This window comes from Marinobacter daqiaonensis, assembly GCF_900115285.1.
Classification (GTDB): domain Bacteria; phylum Pseudomonadota; class Gammaproteobacteria; order Pseudomonadales; family Oleiphilaceae; genus Marinobacter; species Marinobacter daqiaonensis.
This window is the reverse complement of record NZ_FOYW01000003.1, coordinates 112,079-133,904: the sequence shown is the minus strand read 5'-3', so window position 1 is coordinate 133,904 and position 21,826 is coordinate 112,079. Positions and strand designations below refer to the sequence as shown.

Annotated in this window: 21 protein-coding genes; 11 read left to right on the top strand and 10 right to left on the bottom strand. The window is 60.7% G+C overall.

Going from position 1 to position 21,826, the window contains the following annotated elements; translation table 11 throughout:
- Positions 1 to 452: 452 nt before the first annotated feature.
- Positions 453 to 1,115, bottom strand: a complete 663-nt coding sequence (locus BM346_RS15735) for a 50S ribosomal protein L11 methyltransferase (RefSeq protein WP_227662793.1) — start codon at positions 1,113 to 1,115, stop codon at positions 453 to 455.
- A 159-nt stretch (positions 1,116 to 1,274) separates the two neighbouring features.
- Here BM346_RS15735 and mnmH point away from each other — a divergent pair, with 159 nt between their 5' ends.
- From mnmH to BM346_RS15710, 5 genes are all read left to right on the top strand, one after another.
- Complete coding sequence (mnmH, locus tag BM346_RS15730) at positions 1,275 to 2,366, top strand: tRNA 2-selenouridine(34) synthase MnmH (protein WP_092015395.1); 1,092 nt, start codon at positions 1,275 to 1,277, stop codon at positions 2,364 to 2,366.
- A gap of 54 nt (positions 2,367 to 2,420) precedes the next feature.
- Complete coding sequence (locus BM346_RS15725) at positions 2,421 to 3,269, top strand: mechanosensitive ion channel family protein (protein ID WP_092015392.1); 849 nt, start codon at positions 2,421 to 2,423, stop codon at positions 3,267 to 3,269.
- A gap of 185 nt (positions 3,270 to 3,454) precedes the next feature.
- Positions 3,455 to 4,018, top strand: coding sequence for an aminoacyl-tRNA deacylase (locus tag BM346_RS15720; protein ID WP_092015389.1), 564 nt, complete (start codon positions 3,455 to 3,457; stop codon positions 4,016 to 4,018).
- Between the two features lie 63 nt (positions 4,019 to 4,081).
- The gene (locus BM346_RS15715) at positions 4,082 to 5,386 is read left to right on the top strand and encodes an FAD-dependent monooxygenase (protein WP_092015386.1); all 1,305 of its coding nucleotides are present in this window, start codon (positions 4,082 to 4,084) and stop codon (positions 5,384 to 5,386) included.
- Positions 5,387 to 5,432: 46 nt separating this feature from the next.
- Positions 5,433 to 5,798, top strand: a complete 366-nt coding sequence (locus tag BM346_RS15710; protein WP_092015382.1) for a histidine triad nucleotide-binding protein — start codon at positions 5,433 to 5,435, stop codon at positions 5,796 to 5,798.
- Positions 5,799 to 6,016: 218 nt separating this feature from the next.
- Here BM346_RS15710 and phoU read toward each other — a convergent pair whose 3' ends face one another.
- The 5 genes from phoU to BM346_RS15685 form a co-directional block, all read right to left on the bottom strand.
- On the bottom strand, positions 6,017 to 6,739 hold the full coding sequence (phoU, locus tag BM346_RS15705) for a phosphate signaling complex protein PhoU (RefSeq protein WP_092015378.1): 723 nt from the start codon (positions 6,737 to 6,739) through the stop codon (positions 6,017 to 6,019).
- A gap of 27 nt (positions 6,740 to 6,766) precedes the next feature.
- Positions 6,767 to 7,654 (bottom strand): phosphate ABC transporter ATP-binding protein PstB, encoded by an 888-nt coding sequence (pstB, locus tag BM346_RS15700; RefSeq protein WP_092016024.1) that lies wholly within the window; start codon positions 7,652 to 7,654, stop codon positions 6,767 to 6,769.
- 19 nt (positions 7,655 to 7,673) lie between these two features.
- Positions 7,674 to 8,948 carry a phosphate ABC transporter permease PstA gene (gene pstA, locus BM346_RS15695; protein ID WP_092015375.1) on the bottom strand — a complete coding sequence of 425 codons (1,275 nt, stop codon included), beginning with the start codon at positions 8,946 to 8,948 and terminating at the stop codon, positions 7,674 to 7,676.
- A complete protein-coding gene (gene pstC, locus BM346_RS15690; RefSeq protein ID WP_092015372.1) occupies positions 8,941 to 10,329 on the bottom strand; it encodes a phosphate ABC transporter permease subunit PstC in 1,389 nt (462 codons plus the stop codon). Before pstC ends, pstA begins: the two co-directional genes overlap by 8 nt.
- Before the next feature lie 138 nt (positions 10,330 to 10,467).
- The gene (locus tag BM346_RS15685; RefSeq protein WP_092015369.1) at positions 10,468 to 11,520 is read right to left on the bottom strand and encodes a substrate-binding domain-containing protein; all 1,053 of its coding nucleotides are present in this window, start codon (positions 11,518 to 11,520) and stop codon (positions 10,468 to 10,470) included.
- Positions 11,521 to 11,711: 191 nt separating this feature from the next.
- Here BM346_RS15685 and BM346_RS15680 point away from each other — a divergent pair, with 191 nt between their 5' ends.
- The 3 genes from BM346_RS15680 (at position 11,712) to BM346_RS15670 (ending at position 13,535) form a co-directional block, all read left to right on the top strand.
- Positions 11,712 to 12,116, top strand: coding sequence for an acyl-CoA thioesterase (locus tag BM346_RS15680; protein WP_092015366.1), 405 nt, complete (start codon positions 11,712 to 11,714; stop codon positions 12,114 to 12,116).
- Positions 12,117 to 12,192: 76 nt separating this feature from the next.
- A complete protein-coding gene (locus BM346_RS15675; protein ID WP_092015363.1) occupies positions 12,193 to 13,161 on the top strand; it encodes an arsenic resistance protein in 969 nt (322 codons plus the stop codon).
- Between the two features lie 38 nt (positions 13,162 to 13,199).
- Entirely contained in the window at positions 13,200 to 13,535 is a 336-nt protein-coding gene (locus BM346_RS15670) for a TraR/DksA family transcriptional regulator (protein WP_092015360.1), read from the top strand.
- 19 nt (positions 13,536 to 13,554) lie between these two features.
- Here BM346_RS15670 and arsJ read toward each other — a convergent pair whose 3' ends face one another.
- Genes arsJ through BM346_RS15655 form a run of 3 tightly spaced genes read right to left on the bottom strand, consistent with a single transcriptional unit; the run spans position 13,555 to position 16,567 of the window.
- The gene (gene arsJ, locus BM346_RS15665) at positions 13,555 to 14,751 is read right to left on the bottom strand and encodes an organoarsenical effux MFS transporter ArsJ (protein ID WP_092015357.1); all 1,197 of its coding nucleotides are present in this window, start codon (positions 14,749 to 14,751) and stop codon (positions 13,555 to 13,557) included.
- A 1-nt stretch (position 14,752) separates the two neighbouring features.
- On the bottom strand, positions 14,753 to 15,757 hold the full coding sequence (locus BM346_RS15660; RefSeq protein ID WP_092015354.1) for an ArsJ-associated glyceraldehyde-3-phosphate dehydrogenase: 1,005 nt from the start codon (positions 15,755 to 15,757) through the stop codon (positions 14,753 to 14,755).
- Between the two features lie 45 nt (positions 15,758 to 15,802).
- Positions 15,803 to 16,567: a metalloregulator ArsR/SmtB family transcription factor gene (locus BM346_RS15655; RefSeq protein ID WP_092015351.1), complete on the bottom strand. Its 765-nt coding sequence runs from the start codon at positions 16,565 to 16,567 to the stop codon at positions 15,803 to 15,805.
- A 173-nt stretch (positions 16,568 to 16,740) separates the two neighbouring features.
- Between BM346_RS15655 and arsB the strand changes: the two genes are divergently transcribed.
- The 3 genes from arsB (at position 16,741) to BM346_RS15640 (ending at position 19,610) form a co-directional block, all read left to right on the top strand.
- Complete coding sequence (gene arsB / locus BM346_RS15650; protein ID WP_092016021.1) at positions 16,741 to 17,763, top strand: ACR3 family arsenite efflux transporter; 1,023 nt, start codon at positions 16,741 to 16,743, stop codon at positions 17,761 to 17,763.
- 165 nt (positions 17,764 to 17,928) lie between these two features.
- Positions 17,929 to 18,603, top strand: coding sequence for a c-type cytochrome (locus BM346_RS15645; protein WP_092015348.1), 675 nt, complete (start codon positions 17,929 to 17,931; stop codon positions 18,601 to 18,603).
- Positions 18,600 to 19,610 (top strand): c-type cytochrome, encoded by a 1,011-nt coding sequence (locus BM346_RS15640; RefSeq protein ID WP_092015345.1) that lies wholly within the window; start codon positions 18,600 to 18,602, stop codon positions 19,608 to 19,610. Before BM346_RS15645 ends, BM346_RS15640 begins: the two co-directional genes overlap by 4 nt.
- 22 nt (positions 19,611 to 19,632) lie before the next feature.
- Here BM346_RS15640 and uvrD read toward each other — a convergent pair whose 3' ends face one another.
- The gene (gene uvrD, locus BM346_RS15635; protein WP_092015343.1) at positions 19,633 to 21,798 is read right to left on the bottom strand and encodes a DNA helicase II; all 2,166 of its coding nucleotides are present in this window, start codon (positions 21,796 to 21,798) and stop codon (positions 19,633 to 19,635) included.
- Between the last annotated feature and the right edge of the window lie 28 nt (positions 21,799 to 21,826).

The following is a 21,826-nucleotide window of genomic DNA, read 5'->3' as shown; positions in this document are numbered from 1 at the left end:
CTCGTGTGAGATATTTCCTACATTGACGTGAGAATCGGCTGCAAGATCATGTACTCCGATGATAAAAAATCTAAAACAGTGAGCTTAACCCTCTGTTATAAAAAGCGTTATATAACATGATACTGATTCATGGGCAAAACGTCATGGTTCTGTCACACCTTAGAGGATCTCAGGGGGGTATAGTGGGAACTGTCAAGGATGACAGGGAAAAGGACGACACATGGATGACCTTCACAGGGGCGTGAAGGGAAGCAAGGAAGTCATGGAAAGTGGCTTAAGGGACAACCCAAACACGACCGAATTTCTGAATTGGATCGCTGGCCAGGAAGCTGGCGCCAGGGAGATGGCCAGGACAACACTGCAACAGGATGTTGCGACAGCGTACGGATGCGACGACCTGTTCCGACGAGGGCAATCCATTGGGTTGCCCTTTTCTTTTTTGGGTCTGGCACTCACGCCCTGAAGATCCGCACCCGGTTGAATTCCTCGAACTCGTTCAGATCCGGCCACGTCCGCGCCTCAACCGTCGCCTGCAGATTGTAGCCCGGCTCGTTCAGGTCCCGTACCCGGGAATCCGCCATCAGAACCTCCGTCGCCGCCGCCCTGAACGCCTGCAGGAACGGGCGATTGTCGCGGTCGTAAAGAACATCCGCGGCAGTAATCAGATCGAGCTCCCCTGGCCGGTCCTCCCAGGCGTCGCAGGTCAGCACCGGGACACCGTTAAGGCCGGCATTGGCCCGGGCCGCGGCAAGGGCGTCCGGGTCCAGGTCACAGGCATATACCTCTGCGGCCCCCGCCAGGGCAGCGGCGACCGCCACGACGCCGGAGCCTGAACCGAAATCCAGCACCCGCTTGCCCCGCACCAGCTCCGGATGATCCAGAATCCACTGGGCCAGCACCTGACCGCTGGCCCAGCAGAATGACCAGTAGGCCGGCTCAGCCACCACCGCCTGCGCTTCCTCATGACTCAGCGGACCTTCAAGGACAGTCGGATCAAACAGGTACAGTGCCAGGGCGGGGCATCCGCCTGGCCGGGTCACGGCCAGGCGCCCCCGCGACAGGGTTCGCTGGATCGCTTGCCGGAGCGACTCCGGCATTGGCTGCTCTGTGGTCATTGCAGGGCTCTTGACGGGAATGACCGGAGCATTCTACACGCTCCCCCTCCATATGCGATCCTCCGCCCGGGCTGGAGCGCTCCCTCCCCGTCACGACAGACCGACGCCTCTTCCGCTATACTGGCTGCCTTCGAATACCAGGCGACCATAACCGCAATCATGACCATACGCCCCGACACCGACGACTACCGCCAGATTTTCCTTGCCGACACGCCCCTGATGGACGTCCGTGCACCGGTTGAATACAACCACGGCAGTTTCCCAGGTGCGATCAATGCCCCCCTGATGAACGATGACGAGCGGCACCGCGTGGGCATCTGCTACAAGGAAAAGGGCCAGGATGAAGCGATCCGCCTCGGCCACCAGCTGGTAGCGGGGGATACGAAGGCCGACCGGATCGAGGCCTGGAGGCGGTTCGCCCTCGAAAACCCCCATGGCTACCTGTACTGCTTCCGCGGCGGGCTGCGCTCACGCCTGACCCAGCAGTGGCTGAGGGAGGCAGGTATCGACTACCCACTGGTCAAAGGCGGCTACAAGGCACTCAGGCGCTACCTGATCGATACCATGGATCAGATAGTTCAGGAGGCGACCTTCCACATCGTCAGCGGTCGTACCGGGACCGGCAAGACGCGGGTTCTGCGGCAAATGCCGAACCCGGTTGACCTGGAAGGCCTGGCCAATCATCGGGGCTCCAGCTTTGGCCGCAGGGTCACTCCGCAGCCCTCCCAGATTGATTTCGAGAATGCCCTGGCAGTTACCCTGCTGAAGGCCGCCGAGCGGGGCGGCCCCATCCAGCTGGAGGATGAAAGCCGCCTGGTCGGTCGGTGCAGCCTTCCACTTGAGCTGCGCGAGAGGATGATTTCGGCTCCACTGGTGATCCTTGAGCGTCCGCTTTACGAACGTATTGCCATCATCCGGGAAGACTATATCGAGCAAATGGTCCGTGACTATCAGGCCCGGGACGGTGAGGCCGCAGGCTGGGAGAACTTCTGTGACTACCTGCTCAGCGCTCTGGACCGCATCCGCAAGCGACTGGGAGGCGAACGGTATCAGCGCCTCCGGGGGATCATGGAGCAGGCACTGGCCCGTCAGGCCAGTAATGGAGACCTCTCGGGCCACGACGACTGGATCAAAACGTTATTGACTGACTATTATGATCCTATGTATGACTACCAGCTCAGTCAGAAATCGGGGCGTGTCGCGATCACTGGTGGACCAGAGACATTGATCGACTGGGCCAGGTCCGTGTAGCAGGCGGCACTCCGGCGAATACTGAATTCACTTTTCTGAAAATCAGGAGTTTGTATGGAAGACCTGTTTGGCGCCAGCGGCAGAGCCAGTGAATGGATCGATATGGCCGTAGAAATGGTCATGGCCTACGCACCCAAGGTGGTCCTGGCCATCGTCACACTGGTGGTCGGCCTCTGGCTGATCAAGCGTCTGGTCCACATTATGGACGTCAAACTGGGGCCCAAAGATCCCAGCCTGAACAAGTTCCTCTGCGGCCTGATCAGCATCATCCTCAAGATCATGCTGCTGATTTCCGTGGCTTCCATGGTGGGTATCGCCACCACCTCCTTCATTGCCGTCATCGGTGCCGCCGGCCTGGCGATCGGCCTGGCCCTGCAGGGCAGCCTCGCCAATTTCGCCGGTGGCGTGCTGATCCTGATCTTCAAACCCTTCAGGGTCGGCGACACCATTGAGGCCGAGGGCTTCCTGGGGGCAGTGGCCGAAATCAATATTCTCTACACCATCGTCAACACTTTCGATAACCGCCGCGTGGTCGTTCCCAACGGGAACCTGTCGAACGCCACCTTGGTGAACGTCAGCATCTACGACACCCGTCGTTGCGACATGACTTTCGGCATTCACTACGACGACGATATCGACAAGGCGAGGGCGGTTATCAAACGCTGCCTCGACGAGGACGACCGCATTCTCCCGGAACCCGAACCGCGTATTTCCGTCGGTTCCCTGGGTGATAACTCGGTGAACATCATTGTTCGTCCATGGACAAAGACCGACGACCTCTGGCCGGTCTACTGGGACATGCACGAGAAGATCAAGAAAGCCTTCGACAAGGAGGGCATCACCATTCCTTTCCCCCAGCGGGATATTCACGTTTACCAGCAGCCCGGAAACCCGGAGAAATAACTCCCAAAAAGCCGCCTCCGGGCGGCCTTTTTCTTTATGCCCGGATTGCTTCGCGGCCTTGGTCACACTCCCGGAATCCATCGGCTCGCATTCCCCGTACACTCCGCTAAGCTAGGCAGTAACAGAGGGGGCGAATCGGCAAAACGGCCAGCCCCGGACACGCCGCACTGGCAGGAGGTCGAACGATGCCGGGAAGACAGCTGAAAGCTTTCCTTGATAAGTCAGGGGTCGACTATCTCTCCATGACCCACCCCCCCGCCTACACTGCCCAACAACTGGCCCATCATGGCCACATCGCCGGAGACCGTGTCGCCAAGACTGTCATCATCGAGCTGGACGGGAAGATGGCCATGCTGGTCATGCCCGCCACCTGGCGTATCCACTGGGACCGCCTCAGCCATGTACTGGAAACCGATTTCGTGGAACTGGCGGACGAAATGGACTTCAAGGACCGTTTTCCCGACTGCGAAGTGGGAGCCATGCCCCCTTTTGGCAATCTGTTCGATATGGCGGTCTACTGCAGCGAAGCCCTCACCCGGCAACCGGATATCGCTTTCGCCGCCGGCTCCCATGAAGAGTCCATCCATATGAAGACCGCCGACTTCCTGCAACTGGTCCAGCCGGTGGTGATTGAGCAGGGCTTCATCCGGCCCCGGTCGGGCAGGCCGGCCTGGCTGAAGCGCAAGCCCGCCACGGATATCGCCTCTTCCGAGCGGCAGATCGAGAGCTGGGAACTGGCAGGTTATTGATCCGGAGCAGCTTGCCTGGGACGGCAGCGTGGGTAAACTGGAGGTCTGACTGGGGAAACACTTATGACTCAGACCTTCGATTTTATTGTGGTTGGCGCCGGCATGGTGGGCGCCGCCATTGCCAATGGCCTTGCCCAACACCATCACACCGTTGCGCTGATTGACCAGGGCAGCGAGCCGGCATTCGACCCGGGCCAGGACCCGGATATCCGGGTGTCGGCACTGAGCGCGGGCACCGAGCGCTATCTGCGCTCCCTCGGTGTCTGGGAGGACATCCTCGCCATGCGCGCCACGCCCTACGCCCGCCTGGCAGTATGGGAGGCACCTGAACACCCCGTCAGCCGGCTGCTACCCGGCGGGCCACCCAGAACCACGTTCTCCGCTGCCGATCTCGGAACCCGGCACCTCGGCCATATCGTGGAAAATCCCGTTACCCAGAAGGCCCTGTGGGACAGGGCCACCGACCATGAGGAAGTGACACTGTTCGCCGGCTCCGGTGTAGACTCCCTGCAGGAGGATGACCAGTCGGTGACGGTAACCCTCGACACCGGCGAGGCATTGACGGGACGACTGCTGATCGGCGCAGACGGGGCCCAGTCCAGGGTCCGGCAACTGGCGGGCATTGGTGTAACCCGCAACCAGTACGGCCAGCAGGCTCTGGTGGCCAGCGTGCGTTACCGTGGTGAGCCCGAGGACATCACCTGGCAGGCTTTCCACAGCAGTGGCCCGAGGGCCTTTCTGCCCCTGCACGCCAGCCCGGAGTACGTTGGCGAAAGCTGGGCCTCACTGGTGTGGTATGACGCACCAGAGGTGCTATCTGAATTGAAAGCCCTGCCAGCGGAGGATTTTCTTGCCAGGGTACGGGAGGCCTTTCCGCAGGAACTGCCAACCCTGACCGGAGTTTCCGCCCGGGCCAGCTTCCCCATTGCCCGCCAGCATGCACACCAGTATTTCCAGGGCCGGACAGTATTGGCGGGCGATTCGGCCCACACCATCAATCCCCTGGCGGGCCAGGGCGTCAACCTGGGTTTCCAGGATGCACAGTGCCTGCAGGCGCTGCTGGACGAGGCCCGTCGTCTGGGCCGGGACCCGTCGGATCCGGAACTGCTCGAGCGTTACCAGCAGCAGCGGCGCCCGGCCAACGGCCGGATGATGGCCACCATGGATGTGTTCTATCATCTGTTCAGCAATTCCGTAACGCCGGTCTGGGCCGCCCGCAACCTGGGCCTGGGGCTGGCCCAGGGCCTGCCGTTTGCCCGCAACCGCGTAGCACGCTACGCCATGGGCATCGACGAGGGCCTGCCAAAGCCCCTTGAGACCCTGCTAAGCCGGGCACCGGGCCTGAAGCGGCTGGTTGGTCAGCTCTGACTGTCCGGCCCGGCCCATCATTCACTTCAATACTAAGGACTTCGACATGGCGGAAACGATCTTCGACAAGATCATCAATCGTGAGATTCCCGCGGACATCGTCCACGAAGACGACATCAGCCTGGCCTTCAAGGACATCAACCCTCAGGCCCCGGTGCACCTGCTGGTTATCCCTAAGAAGCAGATTGCCACCATCAACGATATGACTGAAGATGACCGGGAGCTGGTGGGCCACCTGTACTGGGTAGCGGCCAAACTGGCGAAGGAAATGGGCTTTGCCGACGATGGCTATCGCACGGTCATGAACTGCGGCGAGAATTCCGGCCAGACGGTGTTCCACATCCATCTGCACGTGCTTGCCGGTAAACCCTTTGGCTGGCCGCCCTATACGGACAGGAAGAAGACTGCCTGATGTGGCGGTTTGGCCCCCAGACTTCTGGTTTTTGTGCAGGAGGCGGGGCGTTAGGCACATTTGCCGGGGCGGAGCCAGGTTGAGGGCTTTTTCTCGGACCGACGAACGCCAGGGATGGCGTTCGTCGAGCCCTACATGGATGTACTTGCGTGGCATGTCCGAGAAAAAGCCATCGACCTGGCTTCGTTCGCACCCAGAACAACAGGCCTGTCAAAAAATTACCGGCCAACAACCTTCTCGGCTTCCTCAACCGGCGTATGCCGCACATCCTCGCCTTCCACCATGTAGATGACATTCTCGGCGATATTGCAGGCATGGTCCCCCACCCGCTCCAGTGCCCGCAGCACCCACAGGACAGACATGCACCGCGAGATATTGCGGGTATCCTCCATCATGAAGGTCAACAGTGTCCGGGTCGCTGCCTGATACTCCTCGTCCACCCGCTTGTCTTCCCTCATGATCTTCAGGGCCTGATGGGCATCCAGCCTTGAAAAGGCGTCGAGCGCATCATGCAGCATGGTGGTCACGTGGTTGCCGATATGACGGACCTCCACGTACCCACGGGGCGCCTGACCCTCCTCGGCCAGGGTCAGGGCGAACTTGGCGATCTTCTTGGCCTCGTCCCCTACCCGCTCCAGGTCGGACACCATCTTGATCACCGAAATCACAAAACGGAGATCCCGGGCGGCGGGCTGACGGCGGGCGATCAGGCGGGTGGCCTCTTCATCCAGGGTCATCTCCATCCGGTCAACCACCTTGTCCCGGGCACGGATCTCGTCCGCCGCGTCGCTGTCACCATCAATCAGCGCATTGACGGCATCGATGGTCTGCTGCTCCACCAGGCCGCCCATATCCAGGAAGTCGCTCTTCAGCTGGGACAGATCATCGTTGAACTGGTGGGAAATGTGATCCCCATACATATCTTCTTTTTTCGTCGGCATCATATGCTCCTGAAGCTTCAGCCCGGCTTAACCGAAACGCCCGGTAATGTAGGATTCTGTTAACTCGTGCTCCGGGGCTGTGAACACCTTGTTGGTCTCATTGACCTCGACCAGGTGGCCCAGATGGAAGTAGGCAGTGCGGTGGGAAACACGCGCGGCCTGCTGCATGGAATGAGTAACGATAACGATAGTATAGCTCTCTGACATCTCGGCGATCAGCTCTTCCACCTTGGCGGTGGCAATCGGGTCGAGGGCCGAACAGGGCTCGTCCATCAGGATAACTTCCGGACTGATGGCGATGGCCCGGGCGATGCAAAGGCGCTGCTGCTGACCGCCGGACATGCCGGTGGCCGTGGCATCCAGCCGATCTTTGGCCTCATCCCACAGGCCCGCCTTGCGCAGGCTGTTCTCCACGATGTCGTCCAGATCCGACTTGCGGTTGGCCAGGCCGTGGATACGGGGGCCGTAAGCCACGTTGTCGTAGATCGACTTGGGGAACGGGTTGGGCTTCTGGAAGACCATGCCCACCCGTGCCCGCAACTCCACCACGTCGCGCTTGGAGTCGTAGATATTCTGGTCGTCCAGCAGCAGCGAACCCCTTACCCGACAGATGTCGATACTGTCGTTCATCCGGTTCAGGCAGCGCAGGAAGGTCGACTTGCCACAGCCGGACGGGCCGATAAAGGCGATGACTTCATTGCGGGCAATGTCCAGGCTGATGTTCTTGATAGCCCGGTCCTGGCCATAGAACACTTCCACGTTGCGGAGTTTGAACTTCGGGTCATCGGAAAACGGTTTCCCGACCGTTTTCGCCTCCTCGATCACCGCCGACTCGGGCCGCTCCTCATGGGCGGGAACGACCGTATCGCGGGATGCGCCAACCTCTTTGTCGACCGCGGGCTTCAGGGTATTCATGGTACTCATAACGCTCTCCTCACCACCGCCGCTCGAGCCGCTTTCGCAGCCAGATGGCCAGTGCATTCATACTGATCAGGAAGGCCAGCAGCACCATAATGGCGGCTGACGCCCGTTCGATAAAGGCCAGTTCCGGACTGCCCGCCCACAGGAACACCTGTACGGGCAGCACCGTGGCCGAGTCCAGGAAGCCATCCGGAACATCCACAATAAACGCCACCATCCCGATCAGCAGGAGGGGCGCCGTCTCGCCCAGGGCCTGAGCCATGCCGATGATGGAACCCGTCAGCATGCCCGGCAGTGCCAGCGGCAGCACGTGATGCAGCACCACCTGCATTTTGGACGCGCCGATGCCTTCCGCCGCTTCGCGGATCGACGGCGGCACACTCTTGATGGCCGCCCGGCTCGAGATAATGATGGTAGGCAGGGTCATCAGGGTCAGCACCAGACCACCCACCAGGGGAACGGACCGGGGCATGCCGAAGAGGTTGATGAATACCGCCAGGCCCAGCAGACCGAAGATGATCGACGGCACCGCCGCCAGGTTGTTGATGTTGACCTCGATAAAGTCCGTGAACCGATTCTGGGGAGCAAATTCCTCGAGATAGATGGCTGCCGCAACACCAATGGGGAAGGACAGGATCAGGGTTACGAACATGGTCAGAAGGGACCCCACGATAGCGCCCAGGATGCCGGCCCGGGAGGGATCCCGGGAATCGCCCCGGCTGAACAGGACATCGTTGAAGGAGGTCTCAATCACCCCCTTGTCCAACAACTGGTCCACCCAGGCCTGCTGACGATCACTGAGTTTGATGGAGTAATCCTCGTCCCCGGCGTGTTTGACGTAGACGTCCACATTGGTATGGGTCAGGAATGTCATGGTCTGGGTGGTACCCAGAAGCTCGGGGTTCTCCTTGAGAGCATCCCGCAGCTGGTTGGAGGCGTACGGATTGAGCAGGTCCCGAACTGCGTCCCGATTGGCCTCCGTGGCCCCGGGGACTTCCCGGAGCAGCGCCTGCACCAGCGGTTCCACGAAATCCGCCATGCGCAGCTGACGCTCGTCCGTGGCGTCGTCCAGATACATCATCTCGGGGTCGATATCCACTTCCAGGGTCACGGTTGTCTTGATGAATGCTGTGTGACCTTTGCCGATAATGTCCACAAACAACACCACCAGCGCGCTCAGGGCGATGGCTATGGCGAGAATGCCATAGGCCCGGAAGCGGCGCTCCTTCCGATAGCGGCGCTTCAGGGACTGACGGATGATCTCCGCCTGTGTATTGCGATCAGTCATACTGTTCCCGATATTTGCGTACGATGTGAAGGGCAATCACGTTAAGAATCAGCGTCGCCAGGAAGAGCATTGCGCCCAGGGCGAAGGCCGCCAGGGTCTTGGCACTGTCGAACTCCTGGTCACCGGTCAGCAGGGTCACGATCTGCACCGTCACCGTGGTTACCGACTCCAGCGGGTTGGCTGTCAGGTTTGCCGCCAGGCCAGCCGCCATGACCACGATCATGGTCTCACCAATGGCCCGGGAAACCGCCAGCAGGATACCCCCCATGATTCCGGGCAGGGCCGCCGGGAAGATCACCTTCTTCATGGTTTCGGACTGTGTCGCGCCCAATGCCAGGGAGCCGTCCCTCAGGGTCTGGGGTACGGCATTGATGACGTCATCCGACAGGGACGAAACGAACGGAATGATCATGATGCCCATGACGCCGCCGGCGGCGAGCGCGCTCTGGGACGAAGCGTCGATTCCGAGAGAGGCGGCAAGGTTGCTGATAAAAGGCGCCACCGTCAGGGCGGCGAAGAAGCCGTAAACCACCGTGGGAATGCCGGCAAGCATTTCCAGGAGCGGCTTTACCACACCCCGGACCCGTTTGCTGGCGTACTCGGAAAGGTAGATGGCGGAGAGCAGCCCCACCGGTACCGCCACGAGCATGGCGATGGCCGAAATAAGCAGGGTGCCGGTGAACAGGGGCACCATGCCAAAAGCACCTTCCGCAGCCACCTGGTCCGCCCGCAGGGCAGTCTGGGGGCTCCAGGAGGTGCCAAAGAAGAACTCAAAGAACGAGACCTTGCCAAAAAAGCGGATGGTCTCGAATGCCACCGAGAAAATGATGCCGGCCGTAGTGAGCACGGCCAGAGCCGCACAGGCAAAGAAAATCCACTTTAGGGTCGATTCCACCTGTGCCCTGGCGTTCAGCCTTGGCCGAATGCGCACCCAGCCGAAAAAGCCGGCAAGGACGGCCACCGCCACCACCAGAACCGTCATGTACCACCGGCTCTGCTGGCGCAGGGCGGTAAGACGCTCCGCCGCCTCCACCACAGGCGGCTCGGCGAACCCGGGAGGCAGCGCACCGCTTGCCACGTTGCTGATCTTGCTGAGCAGGAGGCTGGCCTCGCCTTCCGAGGCAGGCATCATCTCCGGGGGCAGCGAACCGATAACCAGCAGCTGGATCACTTTGCCCTGGAACATTGCCCACAGGGCCAGCACGATCAGTGCGGGTATCCCGCACCAGAGTGCCGCCCGGGCACCGTAGTAGAAGGGAAGCGACTTGAGATGACGGATACCGCCCAGAGGCATGGCCAGCGACCGGGAGCGGGTATAACCGAGCCCGTACGCGACCAGCACCAGAACGATAGTCACCAGAAACAGATTAGCCGGTTGCATGACGTTTCCTGTTTACACGTTACAAAAAAGCGGCATTGTAGAGTCTTTGGCCGGTACCTGCACCGGCGGCCCCGACAAACACCAAAAGGTGCAGGCCCTCACGGACCCGCACCCTTCTTGACTCCGACGGTGTCGGGATTACTTCAGCTCGTCCCTGGACAGATTGGGCATGTTCTCGGCCTTGTCCTGGAGGTCCATCAGGGCAGGACGCGGCGGAACGATCAGACCAACACTCTTCAGGTAGCCGTTCGGGCCCATGGCCGCCGGGCTGACAAACTCCTGAACATATTCCTGGATGCCGGGGACCACACCAACGTGGGCCTTCTTCACGTAGAAGAACAGCGAGCGGGCAACCGGGTACTCGTCGGCAGAAATGGCTTCGGCGGTGGGCTCAACACCATTCAGGGTCGCCGCTTGCAGACGGTCCGCATTCTCCTCAAGGAAGCCGTAGCCGAACACGCCGTACATGCTGGTGTCATCAATAAGCTTCTGGACAATGAGGTTGTCATTTTCACCGGCTTCGATAAAGGCACCGTCCTCGCGGATGCTTTCACACCGTGAGCGGTATTCAGCCTTGTAGGTTGCCTTGTCGACCCCTTCCAGCTCAGGAAGTTTCTTGCAGCCACCGGCCAGCGCCAGCTCGTTGAAGGAATCACGGGTACCGGACGTCGGGGGCGGGCCCATTACGCGGATCGGCTTGTTGGGCAGGCTGGAATCCACATCACTCCAGTTCTTGTGGGGATTCTTGACCCACTCGCCGTCCTGAGGCACTTTCTCCGCCAGGGCCAGGAACAGGTGCTCCAGGGTCAGCTCCAGATTCTCGGCGTTCTTTGAGCTGGCAATGACGATACCGTCAGAGCCAATACGGAACTCGGTAATGTCTTTAACACCGTTGCTCTGGCACAGGTCGAACTCGGAGGGCTTCATTCGACGGGAAGCATTGGTGATGTCGGGATGCTGGGTGCCGATGCCCTGGCAGAAAAGCTTCAGGCCTCCACCGGAGCCGGTGGACTCAAGCTTGGGCGTGGGGAAGTCGGTGTTGGAACCAAAGCGCTCGGCCACCACGGTGGCGAACGGGTAAACTGTGGAGGAACCGACAATGCTGATGGTATCCCGTGCCATGGCCGGGGTTGATACGGCGGCGATTGTGCCTGCCAGTGCTACGGTAGCAAGTGCTGCTCTCAGTTTCATACGTTGAGTCTCCTTCCGTTTATTGGCTCGGGTTGTCCGATGGTTGGAAGACTACGGACAGTCTATGACAGGTTTGTGACACCCGCAGAAATAATTTCCACTTTAACGGGCAATTTCACTTGCACCCGCCCGCGCGATGATTACCATGCTCAGCAAATAAACACTTCCAATAAAAACACAGGTAGCGCCCCGTGACCGAACTCGACGATGACAGACCCAGCCCTCGTGGTGAACTGATACTCCAGATCGTGCCCCTGCCCGGCGACACCAACGCCAACGGCGACGTCTACGCCGGCTGGCTGGTCCAGCAGATGGACCTGGCTGCAGGCATCCTGGCGGGTCGTATTTCCGAGGGCCGTAATGCCACGGTTGCCATGGACCGGATGGAGTTTCTCTCGCCCCTCAGGATCGGAGCCCAGGTGGGCTGCTACTGCGAACTGGTGGACATCGGCCGCAGCTCCATGAAGATCAACGTGGAGGTCTGGACCCGGGATCGCAACAACAAGCCGCCCCGCAAGGTGACCGAGGGACTGTTCGTTTATGTGGCCATCGACGAGCACGGCCGCATCCGGTCGGTGCCGGAGCAGTTGTCCTAGTCTCCCGCCCGGTTAATTCACTGAGCTGCTGAGCCGCGCCGAGACACCCTCTCATCGTGAAATGCCAAGGGGCCTCATGAGAGCCACCCTGGAAAAGCATCAGGTCTGGCTTTACCTGCTGGCCATCGCGGCGGGAATGGCCATCGGCTGGGCCAGGCCGGAAGTGACAGCCCTCCTCGAGTACCTGCTGTGGCCGGTACTGGGGTTGCTGCTGTACGCCACCTTCACCCAGGTTCCCCTCACCCACCTGGCCACCGCCTTCCGTGACATGCGCTTCAACGTCGCCCTGGTGCTGGGCAATTTCGTGATCATGCCCCTGGTCGTCTGGCTGTTGTTGCTCCTGGCACCCGCGGACCCGGCCATCCGGCTGGGCATCGCGCTCGTGCTGCTTGTGCCCTGCACCGACTGGTTTATCAGTTTTACCCATCTTGGCGGTGGCGACAGCGCCCGGGCCATTGCCGCCAGCCCGATCCTGCTGATTCTGCAGATCGTGATGCTGCCACTCTATCTCTGGCTATTATTCGGGGAGGACGTGGTTATCACGAGTCTTGGCGGGCATTTTCTTCCGGTATTCTTCGGCCTGATCCTGGCTCCCCTGGTGCTGGCCTGGCTGACCGAGAAGGCCGTCGAAAGGAGGCCCGCCCTTACAGGCCAGATCCGGGCGCTTGGCTGGCTACCGGTGCCCATATTGGCTTTGGTGGTTTTCATGATCGCGGCATCGCAGATCAGCCTGGTGCTGGAGACCGGGAGCATGCTGCCCATGTTGCTCGTGATTTTTTCACTCTACCTGGTCGCTGCCGTGCTGGTGGCCAGGCTACTGAGCAGTGTCTTCCGGTTACCTGGCCAACGGGGAAAGACCCTGGCGTTCAGCTTTGGCACCCGCAATTCCTTCGTCGTGCTGCCCCTGGCTATCGCCCTGCCGGACTTGTGGGCGTCGGCCGTGGTGGTAATCGTATTCCAGTCCCTGGTGGAACTGTTTGGTATGACGGCGTATCTCAAGTGGCTGCCAGGACTGATCGTTGGCACGGATCGCCACATCCACTAACATCGAATGACCACCTTATCCCTTTTGGGAGAGCAGCCATGACACAACAGGATCTGGACCGATTCCGGAAGCTTCTGGAAGATTTTCGTGAAGATCTGCTTTCCACCGCCGCCGTTCGTGATGAAACCAGCAGCACGGTCCAGCTGGACCAGCAGAGTGTCGGCAGGCTTTCCCGGATGGATGCACTGCAGAGCCAGGCACTGGCCAAAGCGGGCAAGGAGCGGGCCGAGCGCCAGCTCCTGATGATTGACGCAGCCCTGAAGCGCATTGATCAGGGGGAGTTCGGCGAATGCGTGGAATGCGGCGAGACCATCAATCCGAAGCGCCTGGAAATCGACCCCACCACCCTGTATTGCATCGAGTGCGCCCAGTAGCGCCAATGTCCCTTAATGATCACGTTACGGTCGCGTACCGCCTTTCGGGAAGCATCAGGGACAGCAGCGCCGCCGTTGCCACCAGCCCCGCGGAAATCCACAGGCAGGCTACCAGCCCATAGACCTGGTACACCCAACCGGACAGCATGGTCCCCAGCAGCCGGCCGGCGGCGTTGGACATGTAATAGAAACCCACATCCAGGGACACGCCGTCGCCCCGGGCAAAGCTGACAATCAGGTAGCTGTGCAGGGAGGAATTAATGGCGAACAGCACGCCGAACAGCAGCAGGCCACCGACCACAATCACCTGGGGAGACCATCCCGCCATCAGGCCGATGGCAATGGCGGCCGGAATGAGTGCCAGGGCCGTGGCCCAGAGTACGGCGGGCTGTTTGCCTTCCATATTGCCGGTGATGCGCGGCGCAATGGTCTGGATAAAGCCGTAGCCGATAATCCAGCTGGCCATGAAGCCGCCCACCCGCCAGTGATCCCAGCCAAACACAGTGGACAGGTAGACCGGCAGGGCCACCACAAACCACACATCCCGAGCGCCGAACAGGAACATTCGCGCTGCCGAAAGCACGTTAATCGCACGGCTCTTGGACAGGATTTCGCTGAACTTCGGTTTGGCCTTGCTCTTGCCCAGCTCCTGTTTCAGCAGGAACAGGCTGGCCAGCCACACCAGCGCCAGGGCCATGCCCATGATAATCACCGCGCCCGTGAAGCCGGCTGCCATCAGCAGCACGCCGCCAAGGAAGAAACCCACACCCTTGAGGGTGTTCTTGGAACCGGTGAGGATGGCCACCCACTTGTAGAGCCTGCCCTGTTCTGAATCGGGCACCAGCAGCTTGATGCCGCTCTTGGCGGACATCTTGTTGAGATCCTTGGCAATGCCGGAAAGCGCCTGGGCCGCCATCACCCAGGGCACGGTTAGCATGGCCGCCGGCACCGCCAGCATGCCTAGCGCCACAATCTGCAGGAACAGACCGATGTTCATGGTCCGGTTCAGCCCCATACGGGCACCCAGGTAGCCACCCACCAGGTTGGTCACCACCCCGAAGAACTCGTAGAAGATGAACAGCAGCGCGATTTCCAGCGGCGAATAACCCAGCTGATGGAAATGGAGCACCACCAGCATCCGCAGGGCGCCATCCGTGAGGGTAAAGGCCCAGTAGTTGCCGGTGATGACCAGGTACTGCCGGATGGCGGCGCTCATGTCAGGCGGAACCCACCTTGCGGGCCAGTTCCACGGTGCGGTTGGCGTAGCCCCACTCGTTGTCGTACCAGGCGTAGATCTTCACCTGGGTGCCGTTGACCACCATGGTGGACAGGGCGTCGACGATGGAAGAGCGGGGGTCAGTCCGGTAGTCGATGGACACCAGCGGGCGTTCCTCATAGCCCAGGATGTCCTTCAGCTCGCCTTCTGCCGCTTCCTTCAGCAACCGGTTCACGGTATCCCGGTCGGTGGGTTTCTCCACCTCGAACACGCAATCGGTGAGGGAAGCGTTGGTCAGCGGCACCCGCACCGCGTGGCCGTCAATCCGCCCCTTCAGTTCCGGGAAGATCTCGATGATGGCTGTGGCCGATCCGGTCGTAGTGGGGATCAACGAGCTGCCACAGGCCCGGGCCCGGCGCAGGTCCTTGAGAGGCGCATCGAGGATGGTCTGGGTATTGGTCAGGCTGTGGATGGTGGTGATGGAACCGTGCCGGATGCCCAGCTTCTCGTGGATCACCTTCACCACCGGTGCCAGGCAGTTGGTGGTGCAGGAGGCGGCAGTGACGATCCGGTCATGCGCCGGATCGAAGATGTGCTCATTCACACCCATCACGATGTTCTTCGCGCCTTTTTCCTTGACCGGAGCACTGACGACGACCCGCTTTACCCCCTGCTCCAGATAGGCCTGCAGCACATCCACTTTCTTGTTCACGCCACTGGCCTCGATCACCAGGTCACAGTTCGACCAGTCGGTGTCGCCGATGGTCTTGTTGCCAGTGACGCGGATGCGCCTTCCCTCAATGACAATGGCATCACCCTCGGCACCCGCTTCGTGGCTCCAGCGGCCATGGACACTGTCGAAGTTGAGCAGGTGCGCGAAGGTCGCGGCGTCCGCGCCCGGGTCATTGATGGCGACGAACTCCATGTCCGGCCATTCCCAGGCCGCCCGCAGGGCGAGGCGACCAATACGCCCGAATCCGTTGATGCCTACCTTGATCTTGCTCATATTGCTCTCCTGACCGTTGAATCAAACTCGTGGACTGACCGCCCATCAGGGGCACGGGACACCGGGACGGTCCACCATGGCCCGCAAGCGCGCCAGCGGCGTATCGATCAGCGTGGCGTTGCCGGCCGCCGTTTCCGTAAGCACCTGTGTCAACCAGCCGGGCAAGCGGGGGTTGAGGTAATAATAGACCCATTGACCCTGGCGTTCAGTTTCCAGCAACCCGATCTCGCGGAAGGTCGCCAGGTGACGACTGACCTTGGGCTGGGAGACATCGAGAGCCTCGGTCAGCTCGCAGACACACAGTTTTTCCTGTTCACGGATCAGCAGCAGGGCCGCCAGCCGCAATTCGTCCGACAATGCCTTGAATACCGTAACCGGGTTGTAGTTCACCGTTTTCAGACCGGTTTCCTTCTGGTGGACGAGGGCAAACAGGCTGATGCGCTCCTTCAGACCCTTTAGTGTCAGCGCGAAGGTTGCGTGGCGGTTCGCTGGCGCCGGGTCGGGAAAATCCCAGGCAATCTGTTGAGCCGGCAGGCAGACGGCGCCACACTCCCTGGAGGCTTTTTCGCAAAGGGTAATCACGTAATCCCAGTACTCTCCCTGGAGATCCGCCAGATGCTTGCTGTGCAGGCCGTCCACGGCAATTCCCGCCTCTGACAGCACCTGGAGAGCCATGGGGTGGGGGCGGGTGGGTTCGGTGCCGGCACTGGCCACTTCAAACCGGTCCCCGGCCATATCCCGGAGCAGGGCCTCCGCCATCAGAGAGCGGGCACTGTTGGCGGTACAGACGAAAAGGACGCGTCGTTTCATATTCCTTGTCCCGAATATACGGTTAGACATATATATGATTTTGTGAATAATAGACCCGCAACAGGATGGTGTAAATACGCCAGGGACACCACTGAAAAAAACCAGCATCAATCCAGGGTACACCAATGAGCAATGCCGACCGGGCAATGACGGACATCGACACCTCCGAAGGCATGGGACGTTTCGAGCGCTATCTTTCCGTATGGGTGGCGCTGGCCATCATTGCCGGCGTGGCTCTGGGCCAGCTGGCCCCTTCGGTACCGGATGCCCTCTCCCGTCTTGAGTACGCCCAGGTCTCCATCCCCATCGCCATTCTCATTTGGGCCATGATCTTCCCGATGATGGCCCAGATTGATTTCAGTGCCGTGGTGGGTGTGAGAAAAGAACCGAAGGGCCTGGCCATCACCACTGCGGTGAACTGGCTGATCAAGCCCTTCACCATGTTCGCCATTGCGTGGTTCTTCCTGATGGTGGTGTTCGAACCCCTTATCGCGCCGCAACTGGCCAGCGAGTACCTGGCCGGGGCCATCCTGCTGGGCGCTGCCCCCTGTACCGCCATGGTCTTCGTCTGGAGCTACCTGACCCGGGGCGATGCCGCCTATACCCTGGTGCAGGTGTCCCTGAACGACATCATCATGCTATTCGCGTTCGCACCCATCGTGGTGTTCCTGCTGGGCATTTCCGATATCCAGGTGCCCTGGAACACCGTCATCCTGTCGGTGGTGCTGTATATCGTCATTCCACTGACTGCGGGTTACATCACCCGCCGGGTGCTCGTCGCCCGCAGGGGCCAGCGCTGGTTCGACGAGGTCTTCATGAAAAGGCTTGCGCCGGTGACGCCGGCGGCGCTGATTGTCACCCTGGTATTGCTGTTCGCCTTCCAGGGCGGTGTCATACTGAATAACCCGTTGCACATTGTATTGATTGCGGTGCCGTTGATCGTGCAGACCTTCCTGATCTTCTTCCTGGCCTATGGCTGGGCCAGGTTGTGGAAGGTGCGCCACTGCATCGCGGCGCCGGGGGCCATGATAGGCGCCAGTAACTTCTTTGAACTGGCGGTAGCGGCAGCCATAGCGCTTTTTGGCCTCCAGTCCGGGGCGGCCCTGGCAACCGTTGTCGGGGTCCTGGTGGAAGTGCCGCTGATGCTCGTGCTGGTACGCATTGCCAACAGGACCCGTGACCGGTTTCCGGCCTGAGGCTTGCCGTCACGAAGGCACCCCACCCGTTGCATTACTGCCTTTTCATTTGAGCCTGTAAGCAGGCGTCTATACTCAAAGTGACTGGTGCCCGCAACAGGACGGTAAAAGTCCCGCTGTGGGCACCAGGTTCGATGGTTATGGTCATTTAAGGATCCGGGAGGGATGCTGACTGTGAAACATTTGCCGACCACTATTCTCGCCTTGAGTACGCTGACGCTGCCCGGATGGCTACAAGCCGCAACCGAGGGCGATGCGTCACGGGGCGCCGAGGCGGCCGCGGTCTGTACCAGCTGCCATCAGGCGGATGGATCCGGCAAGCACAACGAACAGGGCGAATCCTGGCCGCAGCTGGCGGGTCTTGATGCCGGCTATCTTGCCAAACAACTGCGGGACTACCAGTCCGGGCGGCGACAGAACGCCACCATGAAACCCTTCGCCAATATGCTCTCGGATCAGCAGATCGTCGATGTTGCGCAGTTTTACAGCAAGATGGCACCCCGTCCCGGGCAGGGCGGCGAAAGCGCCAGCACGGAGGTGCTTCAGCGCGGCCGGATACTGGCTCAACGGGGCGACTGGTCCGCCTACATCGTGTCGTGCCAGAGCTGCCACGGCCCGGACAATCAGGGGGTCGGCACGGTGTTTCCCGGCATTGCCGGTCAGCACGCCGGCTACATCGTGGCACAGCTGGAAGCCTGGCAGGCCGGTGAGCGGACGAACGACCCTCAGGATCTCATGGGGACGATCGCAAGGCGTATGAACGACGACGATATCCGTGCCGTTGCCGCCTGGCTCGCAAACCAGCCCCCCGCAGCCGAACTGGAGGAGATCCAGCCATGAAATTGACCTTCTCCCGCTCAGTGATAGCGGGCTCTGCTTTTTTCGCCGCCCTGGTGTTTGCCGGTGACCAGACAGACGATTACCTCACTACCCTGACCGAGCTCGGATATCCGGCACCAGCGGATAACCAGCTGGTGCATATTCCTCCTACCCTGAAAGATCTCGAGCAGTCGAGCATGCACCCTGAGCTCAAGCGCGTGATCCGGCGGGGCCACGATCTCTTCACCGATACCCAGCAGCTCAGGGGCGAGAATGTTTTCAACAACATGAACTGCTCCAGCTGTCACCTCGGCGATGGACGGATGCCATTCAGTGCCCCGGTCTGGCCCGCGGCTGTCACCCTGCCCAACTACCGGGGCAAGAACGATCATGTCAATAGCCTTGAGGAGCGTATTGCCGGTTGCTTCACCTACTCCATGAACGGCAAGCCGCCCGACTATGGGAGTGACAACATGCTGGCCCTGGCCGCCTATCATCATTGGCTGGCCAGGGGCGTAACGATGTATCCCGAGCAACCCATCTATGGGCGCGGTTTTCCGGCACCGGAACGCCCGGAGGAAGTGAGCTACCAACGTGGCGAACAGCTCTACAAGGAAAAATGCGCCATATGCCACGGCGACAATGGTGAAGGCTTGCGGATAAGAGACACAACGGTATTTCCGGCTCCCTGGGGGAACAACTCGTACAACTGGGGAGCAGGCATGGTAAGAGTGTCTTCCGCGGCAGGCTTCGTAAAGAACAACATGCCCCTCGGCCAGCCACTGTCTCTGACCGACCAGGAGGCCTGGGACGTCGCCCACTTCATGAACAGTCAGGAGCGTCCCCAGGACCCTCGCTATACCGGTGACGTGGCAGAAACCCTGGAAAAGTACGGCCCTACCTTTCACAAACACTCCCTCTACGGCCAGAAGCGGGAATCGGACGGCAAGGTGCTGGGCGACCACTCGAACACGGGAAACAAGGATTTCCTGAAGCCGGATACTGTCCGGCCACGAACCTTCGAGTAGCAGTGTCTGGTGTCCCGGCGCCTCAGCAAGCCTCCAGGGGCGCATAGGCCAACACAAGCCATTTGGCACCTTCATCAAAATTCACCTGAATCCGGGTGTGATGGCCGCTACCCTCGCTGTTCATCACGATACCTTCCCCAAACTTGGGATGGCGTACCCGTTGCCCCAAAGTGAAGCCGGTACCGGCGTCGGGGGCCTGACTGAACAGGCTTTCATTGGGCCGGGACACCATGGCCGGACGGGTGACGGTATTGCGCAGGCGCACTTCCTGGATGCAGTCCGCCGGGATCTCCCGCACGAATCGTGACAGGGCGTGGAATTTCTCCTGGCCGTAGAGGCGACGAGACTCGGCGTAAGTGAGGATCAGCCGCTTCATGGCCCGGGTGATACCCACATAGGCCAGCCGGCGCTCCTCTTCCATGCGCCCGGGTTCCTCCAGGGACATACTGTGGGGGAACAGGCCCTCTTCCACACCCGCCAGGAACACCAGCGGAAATTCCAGGCCCTTGGCGGAGTGCAGGGTCATCAGCTGGACGCTGTCTTCATGGGAATCCGCCTGGGCCTCGCCGGCGTCCAGAGCCGCCTGAGCGATGAATTCCGCCAGGGCGTCCTCGCCGTCGTCCACCTCGAAATCCGACAGGGCATTGATCAGTTCCTCCAGGTTTTCAACCCGGGCCTGGCCCTTCTCCCCTTTCTCGTTGGCGTGGTAATCCTTGAGACCGCTGACCTGGAGGGTTTCCTTCATCAGACCCTGCAGGGAGGACTGATCGACCTTTTCCGACAGCGCCTGGATGATATCGATGAACTGCTGCAGCCCGGTGCGGGCCTTGCCCTTGACCGCGCCCGCGTCCAGCATCCGCTGCGATGCCTCCCAGAGGGAGATACCCTGCTCGGTGGCATGGGCGCGAAGGTCAGCCAGGCTCTTGGCGCCGATCCCCCGGGTGGGCACGTTGACCACCCGCTCAAACGCCGCATCATCCCGCCGGTAATGAACCAGCCGCAGGTAGGCGATGGCATTGCGGATTTCCTGGCGGTCGTAGAACCGCAGGCCACCATAGACCCGGTACGGAATACCCTGACGCATCAGGGCCTCTTCCAGCACCCTGGACTGGGCGTTGGATCGATAGAGGATGGCGCTCTCGCTACGCAGGCTGCCTTCGCTCACCCAGGTGCTGATGGTATCGGCGATGTAGTTGGCCTCGTCCATCTCGTTGAAGGCCGCATACAGGCTGATGGGCTCCCCTTCGGGGCCATCGGTCCAGAGCTCCTTGCCCAGCCGGCCCTGATTGTTGGCGATCACCGAGTTGGCAGCCTTGAGGATGGTCTGTGTTGAGCGGTAATTCTGTTCGAGCCGGACCAGGCGGGCGTTGGGAAAGTCCCGCTGATACTGCTGGATATTCTCGATCTTCGCGCCCCGCCAGCCATAGATGGACTGGTCGTCATCACCCACCACGGTAATGGGCACCCGATTGCTGGCCAGCACCTGCAGCCAGGCGTACTGGATGGTGTTGGTGTCCTGGAACTCGTCCACCAGGATGTGCTTGAACCGGCGCTGGTAGTGGGTCAACAACTCCGGCCGGTGCAGCCAGAGTTCGTGGGAGCGCAGCAACAGTTCGCCGAAGTCCACCAGTCCTCCCTGGTTGCAGAGCTTCTCGTACTGGCGATAGATCTGCAGCATGGTGCTGGTGAAATGGTCACCAGGGTTTTCCTGGATGTGGTCCGCCCGCAGGCCTTCGTCTTTCTGGCTGTTGATGAACCACTGGGCCTGTTTCGGTGGCCAGCGGCTCTCGTCGATCTGTGCCTCCCGCATCACCCGCTTGATCAGCCGCAACTGGTCGTCGCTGTCCAGCACCTGGAAGTTTTCCGGCAGACCGGCGTCCTGCCAGTGGGAGCGCAGCAGACGGTGAGCGATGCCATGGAAGGTGCCGAACCACATGCCCCTGGAGGGGATGTTCATCATCTGCTCGATGCGATAGCGCATCTCCTTCGCCGCCTTGTTGGTGAAGGTAACGGCGAGGATGCCCGTCGGCGGCACCTGGTCGACCTGCATCAACCAGGCCATGCGGTGCACCAGCACCCGCGTCTTGCCACTGCCGGCACCAGCGAGCACCAGCAGGTGGTCATTCTGGGCGGTGACCGCTTCGCGCTGGGCGTCGTTCAGGGGGTCGATGATGGGGGAGACGTCCATGGGATTCTGCCGTTGCTGCCTGGTTGAA

Excerpts from the sequence above, each read along its gene's own strand:
- BM346_RS15735 (WP_227662793.1), bottom strand. The coding sequence starts at position 1,115 with ATGACCACAGAGCAGCCAATGCCGGAGTCGCTCCGGCAAGCGATCCAG.
- mnmH (WP_092015395.1), top strand. The coding sequence starts at position 1,275 with ATGACCATACGCCCCGACACCGACGACTACCGCCAGATTTTCCTTGCC.
- BM346_RS15725 (WP_092015392.1), top strand. The coding sequence starts at position 2,421 with ATGGAAGACCTGTTTGGCGCCAGCGGCAGAGCCAGTGAATGGATCGAT.
- BM346_RS15720 (WP_092015389.1), top strand. The coding sequence starts at position 3,455 with ATGCCGGGAAGACAGCTGAAAGCTTTCCTTGATAAGTCAGGGGTCGAC.
- BM346_RS15715 (WP_092015386.1), top strand. The coding sequence starts at position 4,082 with ATGACTCAGACCTTCGATTTTATTGTGGTTGGCGCCGGCATGGTGGGC.
- BM346_RS15710 (WP_092015382.1), top strand. The coding sequence starts at position 5,433 with ATGGCGGAAACGATCTTCGACAAGATCATCAATCGTGAGATTCCCGCG.
- phoU (WP_092015378.1), bottom strand. The coding sequence starts at position 6,739 with ATGCCGACGAAAAAAGAAGATATGTATGGGGATCACATTTCCCACCAG.
- pstB (WP_092016024.1), bottom strand. The coding sequence starts at position 7,654 with ATGAATACCCTGAAGCCCGCGGTCGACAAAGAGGTTGGCGCATCCCGC.
- pstA (WP_092015375.1), bottom strand. The coding sequence starts at position 8,948 with ATGACTGATCGCAATACACAGGCGGAGATCATCCGTCAGTCCCTGAAG.
- pstC (WP_092015372.1), bottom strand. The coding sequence starts at position 10,329 with ATGCAACCGGCTAATCTGTTTCTGGTGACTATCGTTCTGGTGCTGGTC.
- BM346_RS15685 (WP_092015369.1), bottom strand. The coding sequence starts at position 11,520 with ATGAAACTGAGAGCAGCACTTGCTACCGTAGCACTGGCAGGCACAATC.
- BM346_RS15675 (WP_092015363.1), top strand. The coding sequence starts at position 12,193 with ATGAGAGCCACCCTGGAAAAGCATCAGGTCTGGCTTTACCTGCTGGCC.
- BM346_RS15670 (WP_092015360.1), top strand. The coding sequence starts at position 13,200 with ATGACACAACAGGATCTGGACCGATTCCGGAAGCTTCTGGAAGATTTT.
- arsJ (WP_092015357.1), bottom strand. The coding sequence starts at position 14,751 with ATGAGCGCCGCCATCCGGCAGTACCTGGTCATCACCGGCAACTACTGG.
- BM346_RS15660 (WP_092015354.1), bottom strand. The coding sequence starts at position 15,757 with ATGAGCAAGATCAAGGTAGGCATCAACGGATTCGGGCGTATTGGTCGC.
- BM346_RS15655 (WP_092015351.1), bottom strand. The coding sequence starts at position 16,567 with ATGAAACGACGCGTCCTTTTCGTCTGTACCGCCAACAGTGCCCGCTCT.
- arsB (WP_092016021.1), top strand. The coding sequence starts at position 16,741 with ATGGGACGTTTCGAGCGCTATCTTTCCGTATGGGTGGCGCTGGCCATC.
- BM346_RS15645 (WP_092015348.1), top strand. The coding sequence starts at position 17,929 with ATGCTGACTGTGAAACATTTGCCGACCACTATTCTCGCCTTGAGTACG.
- BM346_RS15640 (WP_092015345.1), top strand. The coding sequence starts at position 18,600 with ATGAAATTGACCTTCTCCCGCTCAGTGATAGCGGGCTCTGCTTTTTTC.
- uvrD (WP_092015343.1), bottom strand. The coding sequence starts at position 21,798 with ATGGACGTCTCCCCCATCATCGACCCCCTGAACGACGCCCAGCGCGAA.